Annotated in this window: 24 protein-coding genes and 3 tRNA genes; 23 read left to right on the top strand and 4 right to left on the bottom strand. The window is 55.0% G+C overall.

Going from position 1 to position 26,114, the window contains the following annotated elements; all coding sequences use genetic code 11:
* The first annotated feature begins 109 nt into the window (after positions 1 to 109).
* The 9 genes from CIK78_RS16460 to CIK78_RS16420 all read left to right on the top strand — a co-directional run bounded on the left by CIK78_RS16460 (position 110) and on the right by CIK78_RS16420 (position 7,268).
* The gene (locus CIK78_RS16460) at positions 110 to 643 is read left to right on the top strand and encodes a CinA family protein (RefSeq protein ID WP_096281987.1); all 534 of its coding nucleotides are present in this window, start codon (positions 110 to 112) and stop codon (positions 641 to 643) included.
* Between the two features lie 90 nt (positions 644 to 733).
* Positions 734 to 1,807, top strand: coding sequence for a recombinase RecA (gene recA / locus CIK78_RS16455; RefSeq protein ID WP_096281986.1), 1,074 nt, complete (start codon positions 734 to 736; stop codon positions 1,805 to 1,807).
* A gap of 9 nt (positions 1,808 to 1,816) precedes the next feature.
* Positions 1,817 to 2,281, top strand: a complete 465-nt coding sequence (locus CIK78_RS16450; protein ID WP_096281985.1) for a regulatory protein RecX — start codon at positions 1,817 to 1,819, stop codon at positions 2,279 to 2,281.
* 224 nt (positions 2,282 to 2,505) lie between these two features.
* Positions 2,506 to 5,115 (top strand): alanine--tRNA ligase, encoded by a 2,610-nt coding sequence (gene alaS / locus CIK78_RS16445; protein ID WP_096281984.1) that lies wholly within the window; start codon positions 2,506 to 2,508, stop codon positions 5,113 to 5,115.
* A gap of 97 nt (positions 5,116 to 5,212) precedes the next feature.
* On the top strand, positions 5,213 to 6,463 hold the full coding sequence (locus tag CIK78_RS16440) for an aspartate kinase (protein ID WP_096281983.1): 1,251 nt from the start codon (positions 5,213 to 5,215) through the stop codon (positions 6,461 to 6,463).
* 188 nt (positions 6,464 to 6,651) lie between these two features.
* On the top strand, positions 6,652 to 6,840 hold the full coding sequence (csrA, locus tag CIK78_RS16435; protein ID WP_096281982.1) for a carbon storage regulator CsrA: 189 nt from the start codon (positions 6,652 to 6,654) through the stop codon (positions 6,838 to 6,840).
* Between the two features lie 122 nt (positions 6,841 to 6,962).
* A tRNA-Ser gene (locus tag CIK78_RS16430) sits at positions 6,963 to 7,055 on the top strand.
* A gap of 15 nt (positions 7,056 to 7,070) precedes the next feature.
* A tRNA-Arg gene (locus CIK78_RS16425) sits at positions 7,071 to 7,147 on the top strand.
* A gap of 44 nt (positions 7,148 to 7,191) precedes the next feature.
* Positions 7,192 to 7,268, top strand: a tRNA-Arg gene (locus CIK78_RS16420).
* Between the two features lie 149 nt (positions 7,269 to 7,417).
* On the opposite strand, the gene CIK78_RS16415 is transcribed toward CIK78_RS16420, so the two are convergent.
* The gene (locus CIK78_RS16415) at positions 7,418 to 8,395 is read right to left on the bottom strand and encodes a tRNA-dihydrouridine synthase family protein (protein WP_225734308.1); all 978 of its coding nucleotides are present in this window, start codon (positions 8,393 to 8,395) and stop codon (positions 7,418 to 7,420) included.
* Between the two features lie 139 nt (positions 8,396 to 8,534).
* Here CIK78_RS16415 and CIK78_RS16410 point away from each other — a divergent pair, with 139 nt between their 5' ends.
* From CIK78_RS16410 to CIK78_RS16400, 3 genes are all read left to right on the top strand, one after another.
* Positions 8,535 to 8,792: an OadG family transporter subunit gene (locus CIK78_RS16410; RefSeq protein ID WP_096281981.1), complete on the top strand. Its 258-nt coding sequence runs from the start codon at positions 8,535 to 8,537 to the stop codon at positions 8,790 to 8,792.
* Between the two features lie 91 nt (positions 8,793 to 8,883).
* On the top strand, positions 8,884 to 10,698 hold the full coding sequence (gene oadA / locus CIK78_RS16405) for a sodium-extruding oxaloacetate decarboxylase subunit alpha (RefSeq protein ID WP_096281980.1): 1,815 nt from the start codon (positions 8,884 to 8,886) through the stop codon (positions 10,696 to 10,698).
* A 12-nt stretch (positions 10,699 to 10,710) separates the two neighbouring features.
* Positions 10,711 to 12,033 carry a sodium ion-translocating decarboxylase subunit beta gene (locus tag CIK78_RS16400; RefSeq protein ID WP_096281979.1) on the top strand — a complete coding sequence of 441 codons (1,323 nt, stop codon included), beginning with the start codon at positions 10,711 to 10,713 and terminating at the stop codon, positions 12,031 to 12,033.
* 104 nt (positions 12,034 to 12,137) lie between these two features.
* On the opposite strand, the gene CIK78_RS16395 is transcribed toward CIK78_RS16400, so the two are convergent.
* Both CIK78_RS16395 and CIK78_RS16390 read right to left on the bottom strand, forming a co-directional pair.
* Complete coding sequence (locus CIK78_RS16395; protein WP_096281978.1) at positions 12,138 to 12,761, bottom strand: YigZ family protein; 624 nt, start codon at positions 12,759 to 12,761, stop codon at positions 12,138 to 12,140.
* Positions 12,761 to 13,150, bottom strand: coding sequence for a S24 family peptidase (locus tag CIK78_RS16390; RefSeq protein ID WP_225734309.1), 390 nt, complete (start codon positions 13,148 to 13,150; stop codon positions 12,761 to 12,763). Before CIK78_RS16390 ends, CIK78_RS16395 begins: the two co-directional genes overlap by 1 nt.
* A 308-nt stretch (positions 13,151 to 13,458) precedes the next feature.
* Here CIK78_RS16390 and ccmA point away from each other — a divergent pair, with 308 nt between their 5' ends.
* The 10 genes from ccmA (at position 13,459) to smc (ending at position 23,840) form a co-directional block, all read left to right on the top strand.
* On the top strand, positions 13,459 to 14,079 hold the full coding sequence (gene ccmA / locus CIK78_RS16385; RefSeq protein ID WP_096281977.1) for a cytochrome c biogenesis heme-transporting ATPase CcmA: 621 nt from the start codon (positions 13,459 to 13,461) through the stop codon (positions 14,077 to 14,079).
* Between the two features lie 165 nt (positions 14,080 to 14,244).
* The gene (gene ccmB / locus CIK78_RS16380; protein WP_225734326.1) at positions 14,245 to 14,913 is read left to right on the top strand and encodes a heme exporter protein CcmB; all 669 of its coding nucleotides are present in this window, start codon (positions 14,245 to 14,247) and stop codon (positions 14,911 to 14,913) included.
* Between the two features lie 14 nt (positions 14,914 to 14,927).
* Complete coding sequence (locus CIK78_RS16375) at positions 14,928 to 15,695, top strand: heme ABC transporter permease (protein WP_096281976.1); 768 nt, start codon at positions 14,928 to 14,930, stop codon at positions 15,693 to 15,695.
* Entirely contained in the window at positions 15,695 to 15,883 is a 189-nt protein-coding gene (gene ccmD / locus CIK78_RS16370) for a heme exporter protein CcmD (protein ID WP_096281975.1), read from the top strand. Before CIK78_RS16375 ends, ccmD begins: the two co-directional genes overlap by 1 nt.
* On the top strand, positions 15,873 to 16,337 hold the full coding sequence (gene ccmE / locus CIK78_RS16365; RefSeq protein WP_096281974.1) for a cytochrome c maturation protein CcmE: 465 nt from the start codon (positions 15,873 to 15,875) through the stop codon (positions 16,335 to 16,337). Before ccmD ends, ccmE begins: the two co-directional genes overlap by 11 nt.
* 51 nt (positions 16,338 to 16,388) lie before the next feature.
* The gene (locus CIK78_RS16360) at positions 16,389 to 18,398 is read left to right on the top strand and encodes a heme lyase CcmF/NrfE family subunit (protein WP_096281973.1); all 2,010 of its coding nucleotides are present in this window, start codon (positions 16,389 to 16,391) and stop codon (positions 18,396 to 18,398) included.
* A complete protein-coding gene (locus CIK78_RS16355; protein WP_096281972.1) occupies positions 18,395 to 18,922 on the top strand; it encodes a DsbE family thiol:disulfide interchange protein in 528 nt (175 codons plus the stop codon). Before CIK78_RS16360 ends, CIK78_RS16355 begins: the two co-directional genes overlap by 4 nt.
* Positions 18,913 to 19,383: a cytochrome c-type biogenesis protein gene (locus CIK78_RS16350; RefSeq protein WP_096281971.1), complete on the top strand. Its 471-nt coding sequence runs from the start codon at positions 18,913 to 18,915 to the stop codon at positions 19,381 to 19,383. Before CIK78_RS16355 ends, CIK78_RS16350 begins: the two co-directional genes overlap by 10 nt.
* Complete coding sequence (gene ccmI, locus CIK78_RS16345; RefSeq protein WP_096281970.1) at positions 19,380 to 20,297, top strand: c-type cytochrome biogenesis protein CcmI; 918 nt, start codon at positions 19,380 to 19,382, stop codon at positions 20,295 to 20,297. The genes CIK78_RS16350 and ccmI overlap by 4 nt, the downstream gene beginning before the upstream one ends.
* 48 nt (positions 20,298 to 20,345) lie before the next feature.
* The gene (gene smc, locus CIK78_RS16340) at positions 20,346 to 23,840 is read left to right on the top strand and encodes a chromosome segregation protein SMC (protein WP_096281969.1); all 3,495 of its coding nucleotides are present in this window, start codon (positions 20,346 to 20,348) and stop codon (positions 23,838 to 23,840) included.
* Positions 23,841 to 23,865: 25 nt separating this feature from the next.
* Here smc and CIK78_RS16335 read toward each other — a convergent pair whose 3' ends face one another.
* Positions 23,866 to 25,035 carry a mandelate racemase/muconate lactonizing enzyme family protein gene (locus CIK78_RS16335; RefSeq protein WP_096281968.1) on the bottom strand — a complete coding sequence of 390 codons (1,170 nt, stop codon included), beginning with the start codon at positions 25,033 to 25,035 and terminating at the stop codon, positions 23,866 to 23,868.
* A 99-nt stretch (positions 25,036 to 25,134) separates the two neighbouring features.
* Here CIK78_RS16335 and CIK78_RS16330 point away from each other — a divergent pair, with 99 nt between their 5' ends.
* Positions 25,135 to 26,004: a LysR family transcriptional regulator gene (locus tag CIK78_RS16330; RefSeq protein ID WP_096281967.1), complete on the top strand. Its 870-nt coding sequence runs from the start codon at positions 25,135 to 25,137 to the stop codon at positions 26,002 to 26,004.
* Positions 26,005 to 26,114: the final 110 nt, after the last annotated feature.

Raw genomic sequence — 26,114 nt, 5'->3', positions numbered from 1 at the left:
CCGTCTCGACCGACGGCATGTTCTTTGAGCGGTTTCTTTACGTCAGTTCTTTAAGAAAGCTAAACGCAGTATTCTACGCTGAACTGACGACTCACTTGAAGGAGCGACGATAGTGACCAGCGTATCTAGCCTAAAAAATCTTGATTTAACACTGCTTGCTCAACGGCTGGGGCGGCTTTGCCAGCAGTTAAAGGTAGAAGTCACCGCCGCTGAGTCGTGCACGGGCGGCGGCGTTGCCAGCGCGATTACCGCGGTTGCGGGTAGCTCGGCCTATTTTACGACCGGCTATGTAGCGTATGCGAATCCGGTGAAGAGCCGATTATTGGGCGTGCCCGACGCTATGCTGGCAGCGCATGGTGCGGTGAGTGAAGAAGTGGTGAACGCCATGGTGCTTGGTGCCTGCCGGGAAAGTGGTGCAGGCTTGGGCGTTGCGGTCAGCGGTATCGCCGGGCCAGACGGTGGCAGTGAGGACAAGCCAGTAGGTACAGTATGGCTGGCGTGGGGCGATGCCAATGCCCAGCAGGCGGAATGTTTTCATTTTCCAGGCGACCGCTCAGCAGTGCGTGAACAGGCCGTGCGTCAGGCGCTAGCCGGGCTAGTGGCGCGCTTGGATGCTCAGGTAAATGCGGGCGATACGAAATAATTGTGAGAAAGTGTCGTCGAGGATTTGTTTACGACGGAATCTTTGGCATACTACTGGCTAATTATACAGCTTGTTATGAGGAATCACTGAATGGCTCAGGATGACAACCGCACTAAAGCGCTAAACGCTGCACTCAGCCAAATCGACCGTCAGTTCGGCAAAGGCACCGTCATGCGTCTAGGCGACGCTCCGCGTGTAGTCATGCCGTCGGTTTCCACCGGTTCATTGGGGCTGGATATCGCGCTCGGCATCGGTGGTCTGCCGTACGGACGAGTATGCGAAATCTTTGGTCCAGAATCGTCGGGTAAAACCACGCTGACCCTTTCAGTGATTGCTCAGGCGCAAAAGCAGGGCAAAGTGTGTGCCTTTGTAGATGCCGAGCACGCGCTTGATCCAAGCTACGCTGAAAAACTGGGCGTTAATCTGGATGACCTGCTGGTTTCCCAGCCGGACACCGGCGAGCAAGCGCTAGAAATTACCGACATGCTGGTGCGTTCTGGCGGTGTTGACGTGATTGTTATCGACTCGGTCGCAGCGCTGACGCCGCGTGCGGAAATCGAAGGCGAGATGGGCGATACGCACGTTGGCCTACAGGCGCGGTTGATGTCACAGGCGCTGCGTAAAATCACCGGTAATATCAAAAATGCCAACTGCTTAGTTATCTTCATTAACCAGATTCGTATGAAGATCGGCGTTATGTTTGGTAGCCCTGAAACGACGACCGGCGGTAATGCGCTCAAGTTTTACGCTAGTGTGCGCCTCGACATTCGCCGTACGGGCTCGGTTAAGGTTGGTGATGAAGTCACCGGTAACGAAACCCGCGTCAAAGTGGTCAAGAACAAAGTGGCGCCGCCGTTCCGTCAGGCTGAATTCCAGATTCTTTACGGCAAGGGTATCTATCACGCGGGCGAAGTTATTGATCTGGGCGTGCAGTGTAACCTCGTCGATAAAGCCGGTGCTTGGTACAGCTACAAGGGTAAGAAAATAGGCCAGGGTAAAGCTAATTCAGCGCTGTATCTGGAAGAGCATCCTGAGATTATGATTGAAATCGAAACGCAAATCCGCGAGCAGTTACTGGCCAAGCCGGACCCCAAGAAGGAAAAGGAAGAGGCGTCTGTAGAGGCAGCGGTTGACACAGATGCGGGTGATGACGATCTGCTATAAGGCACCCTAATGGCGTTTGCCTCGCAGCGTGATGCTACGCCACGAGTGATCGCCATCGGCTTGCTGGCTCGGCGCGAATATTCGCGCGCTGAGCTGGCACAGCGATTGGCGAAAAAATCCTTTGAGCCCTCTGCTATCGATGAGTGTCTGGATACGCTGATCGAGCAAGGGTTCCAGTCGGACGAACGCTTTGCTGCAAGCTTTGTGCGCTCACGTATTTTGCGTGGTCAGGGCGTTATCCGTATTAAGGGTGAGCTACGCCAGCGCGGCGTCGACCAAGAAACGCTTAGCGCTGCGTTTGAGTCGGTGGTGGCGAACGAACAGGTTGACTGGTTTGAATTGGCGCGCGAAACCTTGGCTCGGCGCTTTACGTCTGCTGGCGAAACACCCAAAGAGCGCGCCAGGCGAGAGCGCTTTTTAGCCAGCCGTGGCTTCGATTTTGAACAAATACGTTACGCACTTTCCTGCCTTTAACGCCTTCTTAGGCGCCTGAAATATCTTCGTTTCTGCGTATAACCACATCGTCTCTTACATTTCTAATGGCGCTCTAATAGGCTTGTGCATCTTTTTGATTGCATTTCTGCCACTAAGTGCGGCTTTAGTCGTTTGACAACTGCGCTATAATGGCTTCTTTGCGACCCCTGAGGGTAGCGGTGACAGCGCCCTGGGACACCACGCTTTCTTGTTACGGATACCCTATGAAAAGCGCAGAGATAAGACAGGCCTTTCTTTCCTTCTTTGCAGAGCAGGGGCACACCATTGTGCCAACCAGCTCGCTAGTGCCGGGTAATGACCCTACGCTGCTGTTTACCAATGCCGGTATGGTGCCGTTTAAAGATGTGTTTCTGGGTCGCGACCCGCGCCCGTATGTACGCGCCACTTCTGCGCAACGCTGCGTGCGCGCGGGCGGCAAGCATAATGATTTAGATAACGTCGGTTATACCGCCCGTCATCATACTTTCTTCGAAATGATGGGTAACTTCAGTTTCGGTGACTACTTCAAGCGTGATGCTATTCGCTTTGCCTGGGTGTTTCTAACCGAAACGCTGGGGCTGCCTAAAGAAAAACTGTGGGTAACGGTGCACATCAGTGACGACGAAGCTGAGCGTATCTGGAAGGATGAAGTGGGCATTGACCCTGAACGCTTTTCCAAGCTGGATGAGGACAATTTCTGGCAGATGGGTGATACCGGCCCCTGCGGGCCCAGCTCAGAAATCTTCTATGATCACGGCCCAGAGGTCTGGGGCGGCCCTCCCGGTAGTCCGGAAGAAGATGGCGACCGCTATATTGAAATCTGGAATTTAGTGTTCATGCAGTTTGATCGCGATGCTCAGGGAACGCTCAATCCGCTGCCTAAACCTTCTATTGATACCGGCATGGGCCTGGAGCGAGTGGCTGCTGTCATGCAGGGCGTTCACTCCAACTATGAGATCGATCTGTTTCAGCGCCTGCTGCAAGCAGCTTCACAGGCAACCGGCCATGTGGACACGGCGACGCCTTCATTGCGCGTGATTGCCGATCACATTCGCTCCTGCGCCTTTTTAATTGCCGATGGGGTGCTGCCTTCCAACGAAGGGCGCGGCTACGTGCTGCGGCGTATTATTCGCCGCGCGATTCGCCACGGCCATAAGCTAGGTGCGGTCGACCCGTTCTTCCACAAGCTGGTCGGTGCGCTTGACGCTGAAATGGGCGATGCCTATCCAGAGTTGCGCGAAGCCTGTGGTCAAATCGAGCGCGTGCTATTGAAAGAAGAAGAGCAGTTTGCCCGTACGCTGGATCACGGTATGGGGCTATTGAATGCAGCGCTGGCTGAGCTGAATGGTAACGTGCTGTCGGGTGAAACTGTGTTTAAGCTTTATGACACTTATGGTTTCCCCTTTGACCTGACGGCGGATGTTTGCCGGGAGCGTGGTGTCACCCTCGATGAAGACGGTTTTCAGCGTGAGCTGGAAGCGCAGCGCGAACGCGCCCGAGCGGCCAGTCAGTTTGGTGCCGACTACAGTGCATCCATTGAATTGGATGGCGAGACAGCCTTTACCGGGTACGACCGCTTAGAAGATCAGGCCAAAGTGACGGCGCTGGTCGACAGTGAAGGCAATGCACTGTCTGCACTCGAGGCCGGCCAAAAAGGCACGATAGTGTTGGATCGTACGCCATTTTACGGCGAGTCGGGCGGACAGGTAGGCGACACTGGCTATCTGTACGTAGACGGCGGGCGCTTCCAGGTAATGGATACCCAAAAGCAGAGCGGCCATCATCTGCATCAAGGTGTGATGGTGGAAGGCGCGTTGAGCGTCGGTGCCAGCGTGCGTGGCGAAGTAGACGCCAGCCTGCGCGCTGCAACTATTCGCAACCATTCGGCCACTCACCTGCTGCATAAAGCGCTGCGCATGGTGCTGGGTGATCACGTGCAGCAGAAAGGGTCGCTGGTTAACGCTGAACGCCTGCGCTTTGACTTTAGCCACTTTGAACCGATGACGGCTGAACAGTTGGCGGAAGTAGAGCGGCTGGTCAACGAGCAGATTCTGGCTAACGCTGCGACCAAAACCGAGCAGATGAGCTTGGATCAGGCCAAAGCCAAAGGCGCAGCGGCACTGTTTGAAGCCAAGTATGCAGAGAACGTGCGCGTACTGACTATCGGTTCTGACGACTTTTCTATTGAGCTTTGTGGCGGTACCCACGTGGCGCGCAGTGGCGATATAGGCTGCTGTCACGTGATGAGCGAAGTGGGCATTGCTTCGGGCGTACGCCGTATTGAAGCGATTACCGGCGAAAACGCGCTGGCCTACTTCCGTGAGCAGGAAGCCTGCCTGGGGCGCTTGGGTGATCGCTTAAAAACCAAGCCAGAGCAGGTCGAAGCGCGGGTAGAGTCGCTGGTTGAGCGTAACCGCAGCCTTGAGAAAGAGCTTGAGCAGCTCAAAGCTAAGCTTGCCAGCGCCGCGGGCAGCGATATGCTTAGCCAGGTCCAAGAGATCAAAGGGATTAAGCTGTTGGCGACCCAGCTAGACGGTGTGTCCGGAAAAGATCTGCGTGGCATGCTTGATCAGATTAAGAACAAGCTAGGTTCCGGCGTGGTTATTCTTGGCGTTGCCGATCAGGCAGCCGGCAAAGTAAGTCTCATTGCCGGCGTGACCCAAGACCTGACTGGTCGCGTGAAAGCCGGTGAGCTGGTCAATCATGTTGCCTCGCTTGTGGGTGGAAAGGGCGGTGGTCGCCCCGATATGGCTCAGGCTGGAGGTAGCCAGCCCGACGCGCTGCCGGATGCGCTGAAGAGCGTACCTCTATGGCTAGAAAACACGCTTAACTAAACACCAGGGCCGGTAGCATGAATTGCTACCGGCCTTGTCGTTAGATATGTACGACAAATTTCATCCTCCATTTCCGAACGCATAGGAAAAACGGCATATGGCACTATACGTACAGAAGTTCGGCGGCACCTCGGTGGGCTCTGTCGAGCGCATCAAGGCCGTGGCTGAAAAGGTCAAAGGTTTCCGTGATCAAGGCCACCAGGTGGTGGTCGTGGTTTCTGCCATGAGTGGCGAAACGAATCGACTAACGGACATGGCCCAGGCACTGAATGAAGAGCCCGCCCCGCGCGAGATGGACATGCTGCTGTCTACCGGCGAGCAGGTGACGATTTCACTACTCGCGATGGCGCTTCAGCAGATTGGCGTGCCAGCAACGTCGCATACCGGCGCGCAAGTGGGTATTTATACGGATAGCGCCTATACCAAGGCCCGTATTCAGCGCATTGAGACCGACGACCTAAAAGCGGACTTAGATGCCGGCCAGGTCGTTGTGGTTGCTGGTTTTCAAGGTGTTGATGAAAACGGCAATATTACCACTCTAGGGCGTGGTGGCTCCGATACCACTGGGGTTGCATTAGCCGCAGCGCTAGGTGCCGATGAGTGTCAAATTTACACCGATGTCGATGGGGTATACACCACCGACCCACGTGTATGCTCAAAGGCTCAGCGCTTAGAACGTATTACCGTTGAAGAAATGCTTGAGCTAGCCAGCCTGGGCTCAAAAATACTGCAGATTCGCGCAGTAGAGTTTGCCGGTAAGTACAACGTACCCCTGCGGGTGCTGTCGAGCTTTGAAGACGGCCCCGGTACCCTAATTGTTGCAGAAGCAGACAAAGACGAGGACGCAATGGAAGAACCCCTAATCTCCGGTATCGCCTTCACCAAAAATGAAGCCAAACTGACCCTGCTGAACACGCCTGATGTGCCCGGCGTAGCATCGCGTATTCTTGGTCCTATTGCCGATGCCAATATCGAAGTCGATATGATCGTGCAGAACGTGGCCCCCGCCGGTGACTATACCGATTTCACCTTTACGGTCGCGAAAGGTGACTACAAGGCTACCAAAAAGCTGCTCGAAGAGACGGTGATTCCTGATTTGGGAGGCGGTGAGCTGCGCGGCGATGATAATATCGCTAAAGTATCGCTCGTCGGTGTCGGTATGCGCTCCCATGCGGGCGTGGCATCGAAAATGTTCCGCGTGCTGGCCGATGAAAACGTCAATATTCGCATGGTCTCAACCTCCGAGATTAAAATTTCGGTAGTGATTGATGAGAAACATATGGAACTTGCCGTCAATGCGCTACACAAAGCGTTTGGCTTAGATAAAGCAGATGTCGAGTCTGAGTAACACTAATCTCTTAACTCTTCTACGCTAAAGAAGTACTTACTGCCGTGTGGTGGTGAGCTTTCTTTCAGCGGGAGATTTAAGGTATCAAGGAGCCGATGCTTTTTGTGGTAGGCAATACCGTGTAGCTATCGTGGTATTGCCTTCGGCTGATATGCCCCGCAGTAAAACGTCTGAAAAGGAGATCAGCCATGCTCATCCTAACTCGCCGTGTTGGCGAAACCCTGATGATCGGTGATGAAATGACCGTCACGGTGCTAGGTGTGAAAGGTAATCAAGTGCGTATCGGCGTTAATGCGCCGAAAGATGTATCGGTTCACCGTGAAGAGATTTATCAGCGCATTCAGCGTGAAAAGAATAGCGAAAACGAAGTGGAGTGACGCTTACGCCCGCACATCATTATGTGATGTTTTGAGCGTAAGGTAAGGCCAGCGCGAAAAAAAATCGGCCAAGGGCTGGACAGAAGTAACCTAAATCGGTAATATTCGCGCCGTGCCGTTAAGGAGAGGTGGCCGAGTGGCTGAAGGCGCTCCCCTGCTAAGGGAGTATAGGGTTTATAGCCCTATCGAGGGTTCGAATCCCTCCTTCTCCGCCAATGCACACTAAGTATGCGCCCGTAGCTCAGCTGGATAGAGTACCTGACTACGAATCAGGGGGTCGGAGGTTCGAATCCTCCCGGGCGCACCACTTTTTAGTTAGCAACATGCAGTAAAGATAAGTGCAGTTATTACGCGCCCGTAGCTCAGCTGGATAGAGTACCTGACTACGAATCAGGGGGTCGGAGGTTCGAATCCTCCCGGGCGCACCAGATTCTAAACCCGCTCTCTCTTGAGGGCGGGTTTTCTGTTTCAAGCCTGTTTGTAGCCTGGCCGGAAATGGCTCGCGCCCCGGTCTTGCGATCGTGTGTAGCGCCCACCGCTTTTGCGGCTGGGCGCTTTTTTTGGCCATTCGTTTTGTTTAAGCATCGACCACAAGGCTGTCGAGCAAATGGTCTAAGTCGGTGAGACGTTTAACGCGTTGAAAGTTCTGGTTAGCTTCGTTGCTGCCTTGACGCATTTGGGCAAGCCACTGCTTCACTAAAGAGACGACGACGCGGTCCGGCAGGTGCTGGCGCTGTAGGGCGGCATACTCTTGAAGTACGCTTGCGCGCATCGCCCAGCTGCTTTCAGGCAGCCGCTCACCGGTTGTCTGCCAATGGCGAATGCGCGGTGCAAGCCAGGGGTCTGCCAGCGCACTGCGTCCAAGCATGACGTCATCACATCCCGAGAGCGTGCGCGCTTTCCAGTAATCTTCAAGCGTCCATATATCGCCGTTGGCGACCACCGGGATGCTGACATGTCGACGAATCTTGCCTATCCATTCCCAGTGCGCCGGTGGGCGGTAGCCTTCGTCACGGGTGCGTGCATGCACCACCAAATGCGTCGCACCGCCTGCTTCAGTCGCTTGCGCGCAGGCCACCGCTAAGCGCCGATTAGAGAAGCCTAGGCGAATCTTGGCAGTCACCGGGATCTCGCCGTCCAGCGCGTCAGCAACGGCTTTAACCGCTTGGTAGACACGTTCCGGTTGGCGTAACAGTGCAGCGCCACCGTCGTGTCGATTGACCAGCTTGGCGGGGCAGCCGAAATTAAGATCAACGCTCACTGCGCCTAAATGGAGCGCTTGGCGCGCGTTGGCTGCCAGAGCGCGAGGGTCAGAGCCGAGCAGCTGTAGATGTACCGGAATACCGCTTGGGGTTGCCACTGGCGGTTGAGCAAGCTCTGGGCAGTGCTTATAAAACACCCGCGGCGGCAAGCATGCATCAACCACGCGCACGAACTCCGTCACGGTCCAATCAAATCCTGCTTGACGGGTTAAGAGATCGCGGGTGAGCGCATCGATTACCCCCTCCATGGGGGCTAGGCCAATTCTTCCGTTATGTAGTAAATTAACAACCATGACTTCCACTATCGCGCCATTGCATTCTATTCTGGGTGTGGCAGGTTAGTGTATTCCCCTTACTGCGCCAAGCGCCTTTCATTGCAGTGGCGTAATCATATGTCTGTGAGCAGCATTTATAAACGAAGGAGAGCGTCTTATGCAGGATCAAGAGCTATTGCAGGACGGGCTAGCGTTGATGGCGCTCGGAATGGGGGTAGTGTTTGTTTTTCTTGCTATTTTAGTGGTCAGCGTCACGTTGATGTCAAAGCTGATTGACCGCTTTCAACCGGTGCCTGCCGCTGCGGATATGGGTAGAAAGTCACTAAGTTCTTCTGCATCTTCCTCGCCGGATGACGAGGTCATGGCCGTCATCAGTGCTGCAGTGCACCGTTATCGCTCCACACGACGTAGTTAACTTTCTAGTTTTTTTTCATTAAAGCTACTTTTTGGCTATTTTTTTGTTATTTTTACTACAAACTTACAATTCTCAACTGTGAGCCAAGACCATGAACGAAACAAAACGCTCTCTAGGCATTACCGATGTCGTGCTGCGCGATGCCCATCAATCGCTGTTTGCAACGCGCATGCGTTTGGACGATATGCTGCCGATCGCTGAAAAGCTTGATCAGGTTGGCTACTGGTCGTTGGAAACATGGGGCGGTGCCACCTATGACGCCTGTATTCGTTACCTGGGCGAAGACCCGTGGGAGCGTATCCGTGCGTTAAAAGAGGCGATGCCGAATACTCCCCAAGCCATGTTATTGCGTGGGCAGAACCTGCTGGGCTACCGTCACTATGCGGATGATGTCGTCGATAAGTTTGTCGAGCGGGCGAGAACCAACGGTGTGGATGTTTTTCGTGTCTTCGATGCGATGAATGATCCGCGCAACCTTGAGCGTGCCATCCAGGCGGTGCGTAATGTCGAAGGCCATGCTCAGGGCACCATTTCTTATACCGTGAGCCCGGTACATACCCTGGATAGCTGGGTCGATCTCGCTAAAACCATTGCCGGTTTGGGTGCAGATTCATTGGCTATCAAGGATATGGCGGGGCTGCTTACGCCCTACACGGCGTTTGATCTTGTCACTCGGCTGAAGAAAGAGCTGTCGATCCCGATACACCTGCATTGCCATGCCACGACCGGCCTCTCAACCTCGACCATTCTAAAAGCAGTCGAGGCGGGCATTGATAACGTTGATACGTCTATCTCTTCGATGTCGATGACTTACGGCCATAGCCCTACCGAGTCGGTGGTCGCGATGCTAAAAGACACCGACCGCGATACCGGTTTAGATCTTGAACTGCTGGAAGACATTGCCGGTTATTTCCGCGAAGTACGTAAAAAATATACCGCCTTTGAGGGCTCTCTACGGGGGATCGATTCGCGTATTCTGATTGCCCAGGTGCCGGGTGGCATGCTGACCAACATGGAAGCCCAGCTTAAAGAACAGGGCGCTGGAGACAAGCTCGACGACGTACTGAGCGAGATTCCACGTGTGCGTGAAGACCTGGGGTTTATTCCCTTGGTTACGCCAACCTCACAAATTGTCGGTACGCAGGCCGTCATGAACGTGATGATGGGTGAGCGCTACAAATCTATCTCCAAAGAAGTGCAGGCACTGCTTAAAGGTGAGTACGGCGCGGCACCTGCGCCCTTTAACGCTGAGCTGCAAAAGCGCGTGTTAGAGGGCGGTGAGCCGATTACCTGCCGCCCGGCAGATAATCTTGCGCCTGAAATGGACAGGCTGGCTACGGAGCTCAAAGAGAAGGCCAGTGCGGACGGTATCCGGCTTGCAGAGGGTAAGCAGGCCACCGACGATGTGCTGACCTATGCGCTATTTCCGCAGATTGGTTTGAAGTTTTTGAAGAATCGCGACAATCCGAATGCTTTTGAACCCGTGCCTCAAGCGGCCCAAGCGAGCGCCAATAAAGAGTCTGCCCCGGTGGAAAGTAAGCCCTCAGCCGCGAACAGTGGCCCAGAAACCTATACCGTTAAGCTCAATGGCAAAGCCTACGTGGTGGAAGTCTCTGAAGGGGGCGAGCTAGGCGAGGTGCAGGAGCAAGCGGTAAGCGCAACGACCGCCGCTGCTCAGGTTTCACCTGCGCCTAGCGGGGAAAGCATCGATGCGCCGCTGGCAGGCAATATTTTCAAAGTGAATGTGCGTCCTGGCGATCAGGTCGCTGATGGTGATGTCGTCATTATCCTGGAAGCGATGAAAATGGAAACCGAAGTGCGTGCTAGCAGCGCAGGCACTGTGTCTAAGGTTAACGTCAGCGAAGGCGATAGCGTCGCCGTAGGCGATACGCTGATCGAACTCTAAGGGCGCTCGGTAATGGATAAACTAGTAACCTTATGGGAAGGCTCGGGGCTGTATAACCTTGAGCTTGGCCAGGCGGCAATGATCTTAGTGGGACTATTGCTGCTCTATCTGGCCATTTATAAGAAGTTTGAGCCGCTGCTGTTAGTGCCGATTGGCTTTGGTGGCATTCTTGCCAACATACCCGAAGCAGGGCTGGCGCTTTCAGCGTTAGATCAGGCCATTGACGTTGCTAAACCTGTGGTGCTGCAGCAGATAGCAGCAGCGCTAGGCGCAACGCTGGATCCTGTTAGCGGTCTTGAAACATGGCGAGAATCGCTGAAAGTGATCGCCCACGATGGCGTTGCGCCAGACCAGCTACGTGCCGCGCGAGACATTGCCACGAGCGTCGGCTACAGCGACGGTATGCTGTATAACTTCTATAAAGTGGCGATTGGCTCGGGTATTGCGCCGCTGATTATCTTTATGGGCGTGGGTGCCATGACCGATTTTGGCCCCTTGCTGGCCAATCCGCGCACGCTTTTTTTAGGTGCGGCCGCTCAGTTTGGTATTTTTGCCACGCTGTTTGGCGCCGTGGTGCTCACCTCCATGGGGGTGATGGATTTCTCGCTTAATCAGGCGGCCGCTATTGGTATTATCGGTGGCGCGGATGGCCCGACGTCTATCTACGTATCAAGCGTGCTAGCGCCGGAGCTGCTGGGTGCGATCGCCGTGGCAGCCTATGCATATATGGCATTGGTGCCCTTGATTCAGCCGCCGATCATGCGTCTTTTAACCACTCAAAAAGAGCGTCAAATCAAAATGACGCAGCTACGGGCGGTGTCTAGGCTGGAAAAAGTCATCTTCCCGCTGATGCTGTTGATCTTGGTTGCGCTGTTTTTACCCGATGCCGCACCGCTTCTGGGAATGTTTTGCTTTGGTAATCTGATGCGTGAATGTGGGGTGGTCGAACGCTTGTCGGATACCGCGCAAAATGCGCTGATCAATATCGTAACGATTATTCTAGGTTTGTCCGTGGGCTCTAAGCTCATGGCCGAGAGCTTTCTGGCATTTGAGACGCTGGGGATACTCGGGCTGGGTATTGTCGCCTTTGGTATTGGTACGGCTGCCGGGGTATTAATGGCCAAGCTCATGAACCTGGTGAGTAAAATGCCCATCAACCCGCTCATTGGCGCCGCCGGCGTTTCCGCTGTGCCTATGGCGGCCCGGGTGGCTAATAAAGTAGGGCTTGAGGCCAATCCGCATAATTTTTTATTGATGCACGCCATGGGGCCCAACGTGGCCGGGGTGATTGGATCAGCGGTAGCTGCCGGGGTAATGATTAAATACCTGGGCTAATCAACCCACGCGTATCAAGGTGCGTCATCAGGCCGTTTTTAGCGCAGAGTTGAAGCGCTAGCGATTAGAGCGCGGCATGCTGAAAATTTCAGCTGTCGCGTTTTTTATGGAGGGGCGGTATGAAACTCAATCGTGCTCTTTAAGCGGTTTTCCAGCGGGGAAAAGTCGAGCGGGCAGTCGCGTGGCCAGCCAACGGCTAAGCGGACGCCGTTTCCATCGTAATTGGCTTGCTCAATAGGAACATCACGTTCTTCGCACCAGGCGCGAGCAATCGCTTCATGGGCAAAGCTCAGCCGTAGAGTGTAAATATCGCGTTCAATGACCTCGCAGGTGGGCAGTGTCTCAAGCGCATGGCTGACTGCCTGGGCGTAGGCGCGAGCTAATCCACCGGTACCTAGCTTTGTACCACCAAAATAACGAATGACGACACAGCCAATGTGGCCAAGTTGGCTGCCTTGCAGCACCTGATACATCGGCCTGCCGGCTGTGCCGCCAGGCTCACCATCGTCAGAAAAGCCAATGAAGTTCTGCTCGCCCGGTGGTCCTGCAATGTAGGCGGTGCAGTGATGGCTCGCATTGGGGTGTGCCGTTTTAGCGGCATTGAATAGAGTGCTGAACGCACCAATGTCAGGGGCGCAACATATCCAGGTTATAAATTGGCTCTTTTCTACGTCAATGTCAGCCGTATGCCATATTGATGCAGGCAGTTTGGGAACCCGGTAACGCATTAATGCTCCGTAATAGCAGACTTGCTCACATGAGGTTCAACACCCATCACCATACCAAGCACCTGAATATCCCGATTATGCAAAAAAAGCGCTGGCTGAAGCGCATCTTCTGGCCATAGCTGTACGCCAGAACGGCTTATGGAGAGCTGCTTCAGCGCTATTTTCTGCTGATTGATTTCGGCAACGGCGGTTTCTGTTTGGGTATCGTGCTGGTAGCGCCGAATAATAATGACATCGCCATCGAATAAGTTGCAATCGCGCATCGCATTGCCGCGTACTTTAAGTGCATAGGTATTGTGCCGCGTAACGTTAGACGTCAATGCATAAGGGCGCGGTAGTGGTTGCCTATGAGTGAGCGTAGCGGTAGATGCTGCCATTGATATCGTCATTTGGGAATCTCCATTGCTACGCCGGCTGGTTAGGCTTCGTTCATGCGTAGTGAACTTGAAAATAGCGACCTTAAACATTGACTGCAGGCAATCGCTTTAGCGGTGCAGGCGACGCTGAATCGCACAAAACATGTCTTTCCATACAGTGGTTTTAGTATAGGCCTGTTTTTGCATACAGTGCTAGTGGTAATTCGTCTTATTGATCATTGGAGTCCGTTGTCCACTGGTTGATGGCCGGTTGTGCAAGTGGCGAGAAAGGAGCTTTCCGTGTAGAGTTCGATGCGAAATCAATGTGCCTGGAGTGACGCTTGAGCCTGCATCTACAAGCCCGAGGACTTGGCTGTGAACGTGATGACCGCTGGCTATTTAAAGGGCTGGATCTGGATATTCATAGCGGTGAAGTCGTGCGTATTGAAGGGCCTAATGGCTGCGGCAAGACAACGCTGCTCAAGATCCTCTCTGGGCAGCTCAGCGACTATCAGGGCGCGCTTTTCTGGAATGGCACGGTAATGAGCAAGGCTCGTGACCACTTTCTTGCTAACCTGCTTTATTTGGGGCATGCCCCCGGCATAAAGTTGGGGCTTTCGCCGCTAGAAAATTTAGCGTGGTATCAGGCGCTGAGCGGTGAAAAAGACGACGAGGAACAGCGCTTGAATGCGCTTGAAAGCATCGGGCTGGCAGGTTTTGAAGAAGTGCCTACCGGGCAGCTGTCGGCGGGTCAGCAGCGGCGAGTGGCATTGGCGCGGTTAACGCTGACGCCGCGAGCCCTGTGGGTATTGGATGAGCCCTTTACCGCGATTGATCGTAACGGCATTGCTGATCTTGAAAGACAGCTTGTTGCGCATGCAAAGGCAGGTGGCTGCGTACTCGTCACCACACACCACGATCTGCCCGCCTCGCCGCTGCTGAGGCAGGTAGCGCTGGGGTAGAAGGAGACCGCGTTGCATAGCACGTCCAATGGCTCTTCAGAAAGTCCTTCAAGCCGCCCGCTGAGCTACGCTTCCAGCAGCGCTTCACAGCCTTCAGCGCTTGGCTGTTTGGATAGTTCGGCGATCGGCCCAGTAGCGCCATTGCTCGACCATAAGGGCGGGCTAATGATCGCGGTAAAAGCCACGCTGCTGCGTGATTTAACGCTATTGCTTCGCCGTCGCGGTGAAATTCTTAATCCTTTAGTGTTCTTTGCGCTCGTGATTACCTTGTTTCCAATGGCTATTTCGCCCGACCCTGCGCTGTTGGCAATTATTGCACCGGGCTTGCTCTGGGTGGCGGCGCTATTAGCCGCGCTGCTGTCACTCGATAGCCTGTTTCGCAGCGACTATGACGACGGTAGTCTTGAGCAGCTGTTGCTGGCCCCGCACTCGTTGGCCGCGCTAAGCCTAGCAAAAGTGGCCGTTCACTGGCTGCTAACTGGCTTGCCCTTAGCGCTGATAGCGCCGCTATTAGGCGTTATGCTGTCGTTGCCCACCGGCAGCTACGCCGTGCTAGCGCTGTCGCTTGCGCTGGGGTCGGCCAGCCTGAGTTTGATTGGCGCGATTGGCGCCGCGTTAACCGTCGGCCTGGCGCGCGGCGGCGTGCTGCTCTCGCTGCTGGTGCTGCCGCTGACGATCCCGGTATTGATTTTTGGGGTGGGCGCGGTGCAGGCGGCTATTGTCGGTAGCGGTGTTGCCGCACATTTAGCTATTTTGGGCGCGCTGCTTGCCGCCTCGCTTATGCTGGCGCCGTGGGCGATTGCCGCATCACTGCGCATTAGTATTAACGGTTGAGGATAGAACACGCTATGTGGGCCTTTATACATAAGCTGGGATCACCTCGGTGGTTCTATGGCATGAGTGCCAAGATGCAGCCGTGGTTTTGGGCTGCAGCGGTGCTGCTGTTGGTCGTTGGTTCACTATGGGGGCTGGCATTTGCGCCTGCGGATTATCAGCAGGGCAACAGCTTTCGGATTATTTATGTACACGTGCCGGCTGCTTTTTTAGCCCAATCTATTTTTATCGCTATGGCCGTGTCGGGCCTGGTGTTTATGGTTTGGAAAATTAAAGTGGCCGACATGGCGGCGACAGTGATGGCGCCGTTCGGGGCGGTGATGACCTTTGTGGCGCTGTTTTCCGGTGCTGTGTGGGGCGTGCCTACCTGGGGTACCTGGTGGATGTGGGATGCGCGGCTCACCTCTATGCTGATTTTGCTGTTTCTGTATATCGGGGTCATCGCCTTACGCAGCGCGTTTACCCGGCGCGACAGCGGGTCCCGTGCAGCCTCGGTGCTGACGATGGTGGGTGTCATCAATATTCCCATCATTAAGTATTCGGTTGATTGGTGGTATACCCTGCACCAGACGGCTTCATTTACGTTAACCTCGCGCCCGACCATGCCTACACAAATGTGGCTGCCGTTGGTCATTATGCTGTTGGGTTTTTACTGCTTCTTTATTGCGATAACGCTAATGCGCACGCGTAGCGAGATTCTACGGCGAGAAGCCAGTAAACGCTGGGTGCAAGAGTTGCTGACAGACCCGATGTTGAGCACTGCAACGAAGAAGGCGCGCTAATGGCATTTACTTCCTTTTCTGACTTTCTCGCCATGGGTGGCCATGCACCTTACGTTTGGTCTGCTTGGGGTGTCACGGCGCTGCTGCTGCTCGCCAGCGCTTGGCATGCGCGCCTTGAACAGCGTCAATTGCTTAGGGTCTTGAGACGGCGCGCCAGGCGCTCGAAAGGAGTACGTCATGACGCCTAAACGAAAACAGAAGCTGTGGGTTATCCTAGGCTTGGTGTCGCTGGCGGCGATCGCCGTGGGGCTAACGCTTTACGCGCTGCGCGCTAATATTAATCTGTTTTTTAGTCCGGTACAGATCGCCCAGGGTGATGCCCCCATGGCGCGACAAATTCGTGCCGGTGGGATGGTCAAAGAAGGTTCGGTGGCCCGCGATCCTGACAGCCTGGACGTCGAATTTACCGTTACGGACTATGTCGATGATCTTCAGGTCGTTTACAGCGGAATTTTGCCCGACCTTTTTCGTGAAGGCCAAGGCGTGGTAGTGGTGGGTGAGCTTCAGGCCGACGGCCATTTGTACGCCGATAAAGTCCTCGCTCGCCATGATGAAAATTACATGCCGCCGGAAGTGGCCCAGGCGTTGAAAGAGGCGGGTTATTCGCCTGCCGACTATCAGACCAGTGCCGCCGACAAGTAATGGTGCGATTGCGCCTGCTTGCCAACCAGCCAGTGCCAATTCGGAGTGCACATGTTCATCACAATGATTCCTGAAATTGGCCACTTTGCGCTGATTATTGCGCTGCTCATGGCGGTGGTGCAGGCAGTGATGCCGCTTGCCGGCGCGGCGACGCGGCGGCCTCTATGGATGGCCTACGGCCAATCGATGGCGGCGGGGCAGTTTTTGTTTGTCGCCATTGCCTACGGCTGTTTAACCGCAAGCTATATGCTCGACGATTTTAGCGTGGCGAACGTGGCCAATAACGCCAACTCGCTGCTGCCCTGGTATTACAAATTCAGTGCGGTATGGGGCAATCATGAGGGCTCGGTGCTGATGTGGAGCTTGATGCTGGCAGGCTGGGGGTTTGCTGCGAGTAGGTTCACCGGTAGCCTGCCGCGGGATATGGTCGCCCGAGTGATGGGCGTAATGGGCATGGTTTGCGGTGGGTTTTTATTGTTTATTCTGATCACCTCTAATCCCTTCGAACGATTGCTGCCCAATATGCCGCCCGATGGCGCTGATCTGAATCCGCTGCTGCAGGACATTGGGCTTATCGTTCATCCGCCAATGCTTTATATGGGCTATGTGGGCTTTTCTGTGGTGTTCGCCTTTGCCATCGCGGCGCTGCTGGGCGGTCGACTAGATGCGGCCTGGGCTCGCTGGGCGCGGCCTTGGACCAATGTAGCGTGGGCATTTTTGACCGTAGGAATCGCGCTGGGCAGCTGGTGGGCTTATTACGAGCTTGGTTGGGGTGGCTGGTGGTTTTGGGACCCCGTTGAAAATGCCTCACTGCTGCCTTGGCTAACCGGTACCGCGCTGGTCCATTCGCTGGCGGTGACCGAGAAACGCGGCTCCTTTAAAAGCTGGACTGTGCTGCTGGCGATTGCGACCTTTTCGCTGTCGCTGATGGGGACTTTTCTAGTGCGCTCCGGCGTATTAACCTCCGTGCACGCTTTCGCCAACGACCCCGACCGTGGGCTCTTTATTTTGATTCTGTTAGCCATTACGGTAACGCTGTCACTGCTGCTGTTCGCTCTGCGCGCACCGCGTGTGAGCCATAGCATCGGCTTCAACTGGCTCTCCCGAGATGCGCTGCTGCTGATCAATAACGTGTTTCTCGTCATTATGACCGTGACTGTTTTACTCGGCACCGTTTACCCGTTGATTCTAGATTCTCTCAACCTTGGAAAAATCAGCGTGGGGCCGCCTTACTTTAACGCGCTGTTTGTGCCATTAACCGTGATGATGTGTGTGTTTATGGGCCTTGGCTCGGCCGCCCGTTGGAAAGGTATGGCGGCTAAAGACCTTATCCATAAGCTTTGGTGGGCGGGCGCTGCGGCGCTGATCATTGGGGCAGTAATGCCGCTGCTATATCGCGGCGAGTGGAATCTTTTGGTCTCTCTAGGCATTGTCTCTGCGCTGTGGGTTGTGCTGCCGATACTGCGCGATATTGTTGATAAAACCCGTCATGCCCGCTCGTTTTCTGCGGGGCTACGCAAGCTTTCACTGTCCTACTGGGGCATGGTGCTGGGCCACGTGGGCGTAGCTGTCACCATTGTTGGTGTGACCGTTGTTTCTAACTACAACATTGAACGCAACGTGCGCATGTCGCCAGGCACCACGGTAGAAGTAGCGGGCTATCAGTTCACCATGAGCGAACTGACCGAGCGTCGCGGTGCTAACTTTTTGGCCGATACTGCGATAATTCAGGTGCAGCGCGGCGAGTCAGGGCGCCGCTTCACTATGCGCCCTGAAAAGCGTCTTTATCTAGCGACGGGTATGCCGATGACCCAGGTCGCCCTGCGGCCGGGGCTATTTCGCGACCTATACGTGGCAATGGGCGAAGACCTGGGCGACGGTAGCTGGGCAGTGCGTGTTCAGTACAAGCCGTTTGTGCGCTGGCTCTGGCTGGGCGCCTTATTGATGGCCTTTGGCGGAGTGCTTGCAGTGCTCGATAAGCGCTATCGCCGTGTCGCCATAGCGCGTGATATACCCGCTTCGACCGCCCAGCGCTATGCTGCGCAGAAGGTCACACTATGAAACGACGGTTACTGCTATTACTGCTGCCGCTGTGTTTTTTAGGCTTAGCCCTGTTCTTTTACAAAGGTTTGTCGCTGGACCCTTCGCAGCGCGATTCAGCGCTCATGGAGCGGCCGTTCCCAAGCTTTGAGGCAGTCACGCTGCGCGATGAACATCAGCGCGTTGACCAAACGCTGCTGGAAGGCGAGGTGACGTTGGTGAACGTCTGGGGCGAGTGGTGCCCCGCGTGCAAGCAAGAGATGCCGCAGCTTTTAGAGTTGGCGGATCACGATGTTCGTATGATGGGCGTCAACTATCGTGATATCCGCGAGAAGGGCTTAGCGTTTCTCAACGAATTTGGCGACCCGTTTGAGGCCAATATTTTTGATCCCCAGGGCGAGCTAGGCTTTGATCTTGGCGTTTACGGTGCGCCGGAAACGTTTATTGTCGATGCCAACGGTGTGATTCGCTATCACCACAAAGGCTATATATCACCGGATGACGTGCGCGAGCGGATTCTTCCGGAGGTGGAAAAATGGCGTTAATGCGTGCCGTTGCAGCAATGCTGATAATGATCGTCGCCTCTAGTGCGGCGGCGGGTGGAATTGAGCTGCGTCAATTTGATGACCCGGTGATGCAGGCGCGTTATCACGATTTAACCGCCGCCATGCGCTGCCCGCTGTGTGAAAACCAGGCCATCGGTGACTCTAACGCGCCGATTGCCGCAGACATGCGCGATCGCGTTTACCAGCTGCTGCAAGAAGGCCGGTCGGATATCGAAATTGTTGATTATATGGTGCAGCGGTTTGGTGAGTATATTCTGTACAATCCGCGCTTAGAGAACCGCACGTATCTGCTTTGGGGGTTGCCCATTGCGCTGGTAATGCTGGGAGCGCTGGTGGTTTTACTGATGATCCGCGCCCGCCGTAATGCCTCTTCCAAAGCGCTAAGTGCGGAAGAGCGCCAGCGTGTTGAAGCGCTGATTAACCGTAAGAGGCCTTCATGACGCTGCTTTGGATTGCGATTGCCGTTTTATTGCTACCTGCGCTATGGCTGTTAGTATCGCCGCTCAGGAATGCGCGTGCACTGCATGAGCAGCAGCGCCAGTTTGAAGCCAACGACGTCTCCGACGAACAGAATGTCGCTATTTTCAAGCGTCGTCTTGCCTCGCTAGAAGCTGCACATGAGCGTGGCGACATTGATGTCGAACGCTTTGAAGAAGACCGTTTGGAGCTAGAGCGTAGCCTGCTGGAAGACACTGCCGTGCGCGAGCAGCGCCCGCTTAAACCTGCCCACGCCGGGCGTTTAGCGGTGCCGCTGATAATGGTAGCGGTGGTGGCGGTTAGCGTGGTGTGGTATCAGCAAAAGGGCGCTGAAGGCGATCTAATACTTCTGGCGGTGCGGCAAGCCGTGCAGCAAGACCCGGAAGGGTCGCTTGATATGTATATTGAGCGTATGCAATTGCAGGCGGAACGCCAGCCGAACAATCCCAATGTGTGGGGCACGCTGTTTCCGCTTTATCGCGAAACGGGGCAGATGCCTCAGGCCGTTGGTGCCTTGGAGCGCCTGATTGAGATTGAAGGGCGTCTTCCGCCGCTGCTGGCTCAGCTCGCACAGATTCGTTTTTTTATGGCCGGGCGAGAGCTTACCGATGAGGTACAGGCGCTGGTCGATGAAACGCTGGCCAAAGACCCGAATGAGCCCACCGTGCTAGGGATGTTGGGTCTGCACGCCTTTGATAATGGCGATTACGAACAAGCGACTGACCGCTGGCGCCGCGCGGTCGCTAATAGTGCCGATACGGATACCGCCGCCTCGCTGCGAGAGGCTATTCGCATCGCCCAAGAGCGCATGAGTGCGGCTTCCGAAGGGCCTGAAGAAAACGTCGACGAAGTAGTGAACAGCCATGCACTTAAATAGCCGTTTGTTGAGCAGCTCTGTTTTGAATAACCAAGGCGTGGCCTTGCTATGCGCTTAACCTCCATACGCTTAGTCGGCTTTAAGTCCTTTGTCGACCCTGTGACGGTGCCTTTTGATGGCAATATGACCGCCATCGTAGGGCCCAACGGCTGTGGAAAATCCAATATTATTGACGCCGTGCGCTGGGTGATGGGCGAATCTTCGGCGAAAACGCTGCGCGGCGAATCCATGGCCGACGTCATTTTTAACGGCTCGACCGGCCGTAAACCTATCAGCCAAGCATCCATCGAGCTCAAATTTGATAATCGCGACGGCGGCATGGGCGGTATCTATGCCCAGTATGCTGAAATTGTCGTTAGACGACTCGTAACCCGCGATGGTCAGTCCAACTATTTCTTCAACGGCCAAAAGTGCCGGCGTCGGGATATCGCCGACCTGTTTATGGGCACCGGCCTGGGGCCGCGCTCCTATGCGATTATCGGCCAGGGCATGATTTCGCGCCTGATTGAAGCTCGCCCCGATGATCTACGTTCGACGCTAGAAGAAGCCGCGGGCATCTCCAAGTACAAAGAGCGCCGCCGGGAAACCGAAAACCGCATGCGGCGGACCCAGGAGAATTTGGAACGTCTTAACGATATTCGCGAAGAGCTGGATAAACAGTTAGATCGGCTTAAGCGCCAGGCTGAAGCCGCCAAGCGTTATCAAGAGTTGAAACAGCTGGAGTATCGTCTCAAAGGTGAGCTTGCGCTATTACGCGGCCGAACTCTGCGCGTCGAACAGTCACATCAAGAAAATCGCGTTCGCGAGCTGGAAATCGCCGTTGAAAAAGATGTCTTTGGCGTTCGCCAATGCGAAACACGGCTGGAACAAGCCCGCGAGCAACATGACGAGCTATCTGAGGTACTCGATCGTCATCAGCAGCAGTTCTTTGAAACTACCACGCGCATTGCTCGGCTGGAGCAAGACCAGGCCCACCGCCGCAGCCGTGAAGCGCAGCTGGCCAGCGATATCGCCACCGCCCGCGGTGAGTTAGACGAGCAGCGGCGCGTTAGCGAAGGTGATCAGATTCGCTTAGCCGCGATTGATGAACGCTTTGACGATTTGCAGCCTGAACACGACGCATTGGAAGAGCAGCTTGAGCGCCTGGAGCAATCGCTGGCCGATGCCTCTCCAGCGCTGGAAGCGGTCGAGCAGCAGTGGGCCGACGCTGAAACGCGCTGGCGCGATGCCAGCCGCGATGCTGAGCGAAGCCAGGATCAACTGCGGGATCTTGAGCAACGGATCCAGCGTTTGCAGGCTGAAAACCAGCGCCGCCGTCAGCAGCGTAGCGAGGTGGCTGATCTCACCGAGCTGCGCGATGAGCACGCTTTGTGCCACACGCAGCTAGCGGATGCTCAGCAGCAGGCCGACAACTTTCACGTCGGGCGCGACCAGTGGCAGCAGCGCTACAGCGATGCTAAAGCAGCGTATCAGCAGGCCTCCCAATCACGGGATCAACAGCGTGCCGCGTTAAGCCAGCAGCAGGGAGAGCTTGCCTCCCTTCAAGCGCTGATGGATGCGGCCCTGGCGGACCATGACCCTGAGATTGGGGCTCGCCTGGAAGCGCTGGGTCTCGAACAGGCGCCTCAGCTGGGCGAGGTACTTCAAGTGACACCCGGTTGGGAAGCGCTTACTTCTTGGCTTCTAGCGCCGTGGCTTAATGCTCGCCTGGTTGCTAGCCATCAGCTCGCCGCCTTGCCTAATGCGCTGGCTACCGACTGGTGTTTGATTGATCAAGCGTCGCCAGCACCATCAGCCGCGGGCCAGCGGCTGGATAGCCTAGTGAAAGGCGCGGGGGCGCTGAGTGAATGGTTAGCAAGTATTCACTACACGGAAACGGCTGCCGAGGCGCAGCAGCAGGTCGCGCACCTAGCACCCGGCGAAAGCGTGGTGAGCCGCGACGGCGTTTGGCTAGGCCGTGGCTGGCTGCATCAACAGGCCAACGGCGAGGGTATTGATGGGTTGCTGCTTATCCGTCGACGCTACGCTGAGCTCAATGAGCGTCGTGAGAGCGAAGAAGAAGCGCTAGCGCTGGCCGAAGAGCAGTGTGAAGCCGTCAGTGAGACTATTGAGGCGCTAGATCAAGCCCGCGATCAGCAGGCTGAGCAAGAACGCAACCACGCCGCGAGCCTACAGCAGCTAGCGGTAAAAGAGCGCAGCCTCGCTCAGCGCCTTGAGCATTTAGCCGGCCGCGCGACGGAGCTGGATGAAGAGCTTGCCCAGCTGCAAGAGGATGAGGCGGAGTTAGTACTTACCTTAGATGAGCAGCGCGCACGCTGGGACGAGGCGATGGCGCAGTTGGAAAGCACCGCAGAAGGACGCGAGCAGGCCTCGGAGAAGCGCCGCTTTTTGCGCAAACAGCGTGACCAGCTGACTCAGCAGCATTCGCCGCTTAAAGCGCAGCAGCAGGCGCTGGCGCTTGAGCGCGAACGCTTGAATGCCGAGCGCGCTAGCCTGCGCTCGCAGCAGTCGCGTTCCAGCGACTCTGAAGAACGTCTATCGCTGCGCATTGCCGAGTTGGAAGAGTCTCGTGAAATGCTGGTTGAGCCCGATGAGCTGGCAGGCGAAGAGCTTGAAGAGCTGCTGCATCAGCGTGAGCAGCAGGAAGGGCGCTTAAATGCAACTCGCCAGCAGGCTCAAGCGCTGGCAGAACAGCTGCGCAATGATGAGCTTGCCCGTCAGCAACATGAGCGCAATCTGGAGCAGAGTCGCGAGCAGCTTCAGCAGCGGCGCATGGATGTGCAGGCGCTGGCCTTGAAAGCCGCCACTCAGGATGAGCAGTTGGCAGAATTAGGCCATAACGCCGAAACGCTTGCCGAACAGCTGCCACAGGAGGCCACTGAAACGAGTTGGCAAGAGCGTCTGGAAAGTACCACCGATAAGATACGCCGCTTAGGGGCAATCAACCTTGCCGCTATTGAAGAGTACGATCAGCAGGCTGAGCGACGTAATTATTTAGAGGCGCAGCACGCTGAGTTGACTGAAGCGCTGGAAACGCTAGAAAGAGCGATTAAGCGTATTGATCAAGAAACGCGCATACGCTTTCGGGAGACCTTTGATCAGGTGAATGCCGGGCTGCAAGTTTTGTTTCCGCGCGTGTTTGGCGGCGGTGCAGCATGGTTAACGCTGACGGGCGATGATTTGTTGGAAACGGGGGTGGCGATCATGGCACGCCCGCCGGGCAAGAAGAACAGCACCATTCATCTACTCTCAGGCGGAGAAAAAGCGCTGACGGCATTGTCGCTGGTGTTTGCAATCTTTCAGCTTAATCCTGCGCCTTTTTGTATGCTAGATGAAGTGGATGCGCCGCTGGATGACGCTAACGTTGGACGTTACGCCAAGCTGGTGAAAGAGATGTCTGAGAACGTTCAGTTTATTTACATCACCCACAATAAAATTGCCATGGAAGCCGCCGAGCGCTTGATGGGGGTGACCATGCAAGAGCCCGGCGTATCGAGACTCGTCTCGGTAGGTATTGAAGAGGCGGCCGCGCTGGTTGATTAAGCGCCTTCGCGCTTAGCCCTAACCCTTAGCCCTCACCTAGTTCACGCATGACCGCGTAAAGTTTAGACTTCGCTTCAAAGCCTACGCCTGGGATATCCGGCAGGCCGACATAGCCATTCTCAACTTGAATGCCGTCAGCGAAACCACCAAAGGGTTGGAAAACATCCGGATACGACTCGTTGCCACCTAAATGCAGGCCGGCCGCAATGTTCAATGACATCTGGTGGCCGCCATGGGGAACGACGCGGCGCGATGACCAGCCGAGATCTTCCATTACCTTCAGCGTGCGCATGTATTCAACTAAGCCGTAAGAGAGTGCACAGTCAAACTGAACAAAGTCGCGGTCAGGGCGCATGCCGCCGTGGCGTAACAAGTTGCGTGCATCTTGATGCGAGAAAAGGTTTTCGCCGGTCGCCATAGGCAGCTCGTAATGGTTAGCAAGCTCTGCCTGAAGAGCGTAATCAAGCGGATCGCCAGCTTCTTCATACCAAAATAGATTATAAGGCTTTAGCGCTTCGGCATAGGCGATAGCGGTGGCTTGGTCAAAGCGACCGTTAGCATCAACGGCAACGCGGCTGCCGTCACCCACAACCTTAATCACCGCCTCAATGCGGCGTAAATCTTCTTCAAGCGGTGCTGCGCCAATCTTCATTTTGACGACGTTATAACCGCGGTCTAAATAGCTGCGCATTTCATCTTGTAGTTTGCTGTGGTCTTTACCGGGATAGTAATAACCGCCCGCTGCATATACCCAAACTTTATCGTCGGCAACGCCGTTACGGTAACGTTCGGCCAACAGCTTATAGAGTGGTTTGCCTTCGATTTTAGCCACGGCGTCCCAAACGGCCATGTCGATTGTGCCTACCGCTACGGATCGCTCACCGTGGCCGCCGGGCTTTTCGTTGGTCATTAAGGTTTTCCAGATAGCAAACGGATCAAGGTTGTTATTTTCTTGATCGATAAGGCTTTCTGGGTCAGCTTCGCTAATGCGATCCAAAAAACGGTCGCGCATCAGCGCTCCCTGCCCATAGCGTCCATTCGAGTTAAACCCGTAGCCAATCACGGGTTTACCATCACGTACTACGTCGGTCACTACAGCGACCACGGAGCACGTCATTTTAGAAAAGTCGATATAAGCGTTGGCGATGGGCGACGCAATGGAAACAGTTTTTTCGCGGATTTCAACGATGCGCATAGGGCATTCCTCTATCGGTTTAGTGCTTAACAATAACCGTGGTAATTCAAGGCAACCAATGCTATTACTGCGCAACCCCATGCTGAAATGGCATTGCCTATGGAACTTGTTTGGCTTGAAGATTTCATCGCCCTAGCGGAGCACGGTAGTTTCGTACGTGCTGCAGACGCTCGTCATATTACCCAGCCAGCGTTTAGCCGCAGGATACGTTCACTTGAGCAGTGGATGGGGGTGGGCCTGTTCGTGCGAACGCCGCAAGGCACCACGCTGACAGAAGCCGGGCGGCATATTTTAACCGACGCGTCTGAAGCCATGAGCCGCCTTTATCGGCTGCGCACCGAGGCGCAGGAAGTGGCTGGGCATATGGCCAAAACGCTTCCGTTTGCCGCGACTCACTCGCTTTCGTTTACGTTTTTCCCGCGCTGGATTCGCCAGGTCGATAATGGCGCTCCGATTGAGGCCATTCGTCTTCATTCCGATAGCATGGCAGGGTGTGAAAAGTTGCTGGTGCACGGGGACGTGCCTTTTTTGCTCTGCCACCGACATCCTGCCGTGCCTTCACCCTTGGCACCGGGGCTGTTTAGTAGCAAGCAGGTGGGGGAAGACACCCTGCTAGCGTTGATGAGTAGTCACATAAGTCAAGAAATTCCCTCTCATCAGCTGCCTTATTTGGCTTACACCGAAGCATCGGGCCTAGGCCGTATTGTGGCCCATCGTTTATATGGCAAAGCCGCTGTTTTAGCCGTTAAGCCCCATTTTAGTAGCCACTTAGCCGCGGTGTTAATGTCCATGGCGCTGGAGGGGAAAGGGGTGGCGTGGTTGCCAAAAAGCCTTGCAGAGCAAGAGATTAGCGATGGTCGCTTAGTCCGGGCGCTGGATGAAAGTTGGGATATTACCTTACAAATACATCTTACCCGGCCCGTTGCCCCATTAAGTGCGGCGGCCGAAGTATTTTGGAATAAACTGTAATTTTAAACAGTTGTTTGTTAATCGTAGACTCATAAACATTAACTTAGATGTGTAAAAAAATGTCCTAAAGTGCTCAACTTAACTATATTACCTCTATTAAAGTTGATCTT

Source organism: Halomonas sp. JB37 (genome assembly GCF_002332255.1).
Classification (GTDB): domain Bacteria; phylum Pseudomonadota; class Gammaproteobacteria; order Pseudomonadales; family Halomonadaceae; genus Vreelandella; species Vreelandella casei.
This window is presented reverse-complemented; position numbering and strand designations above follow the sequence as displayed.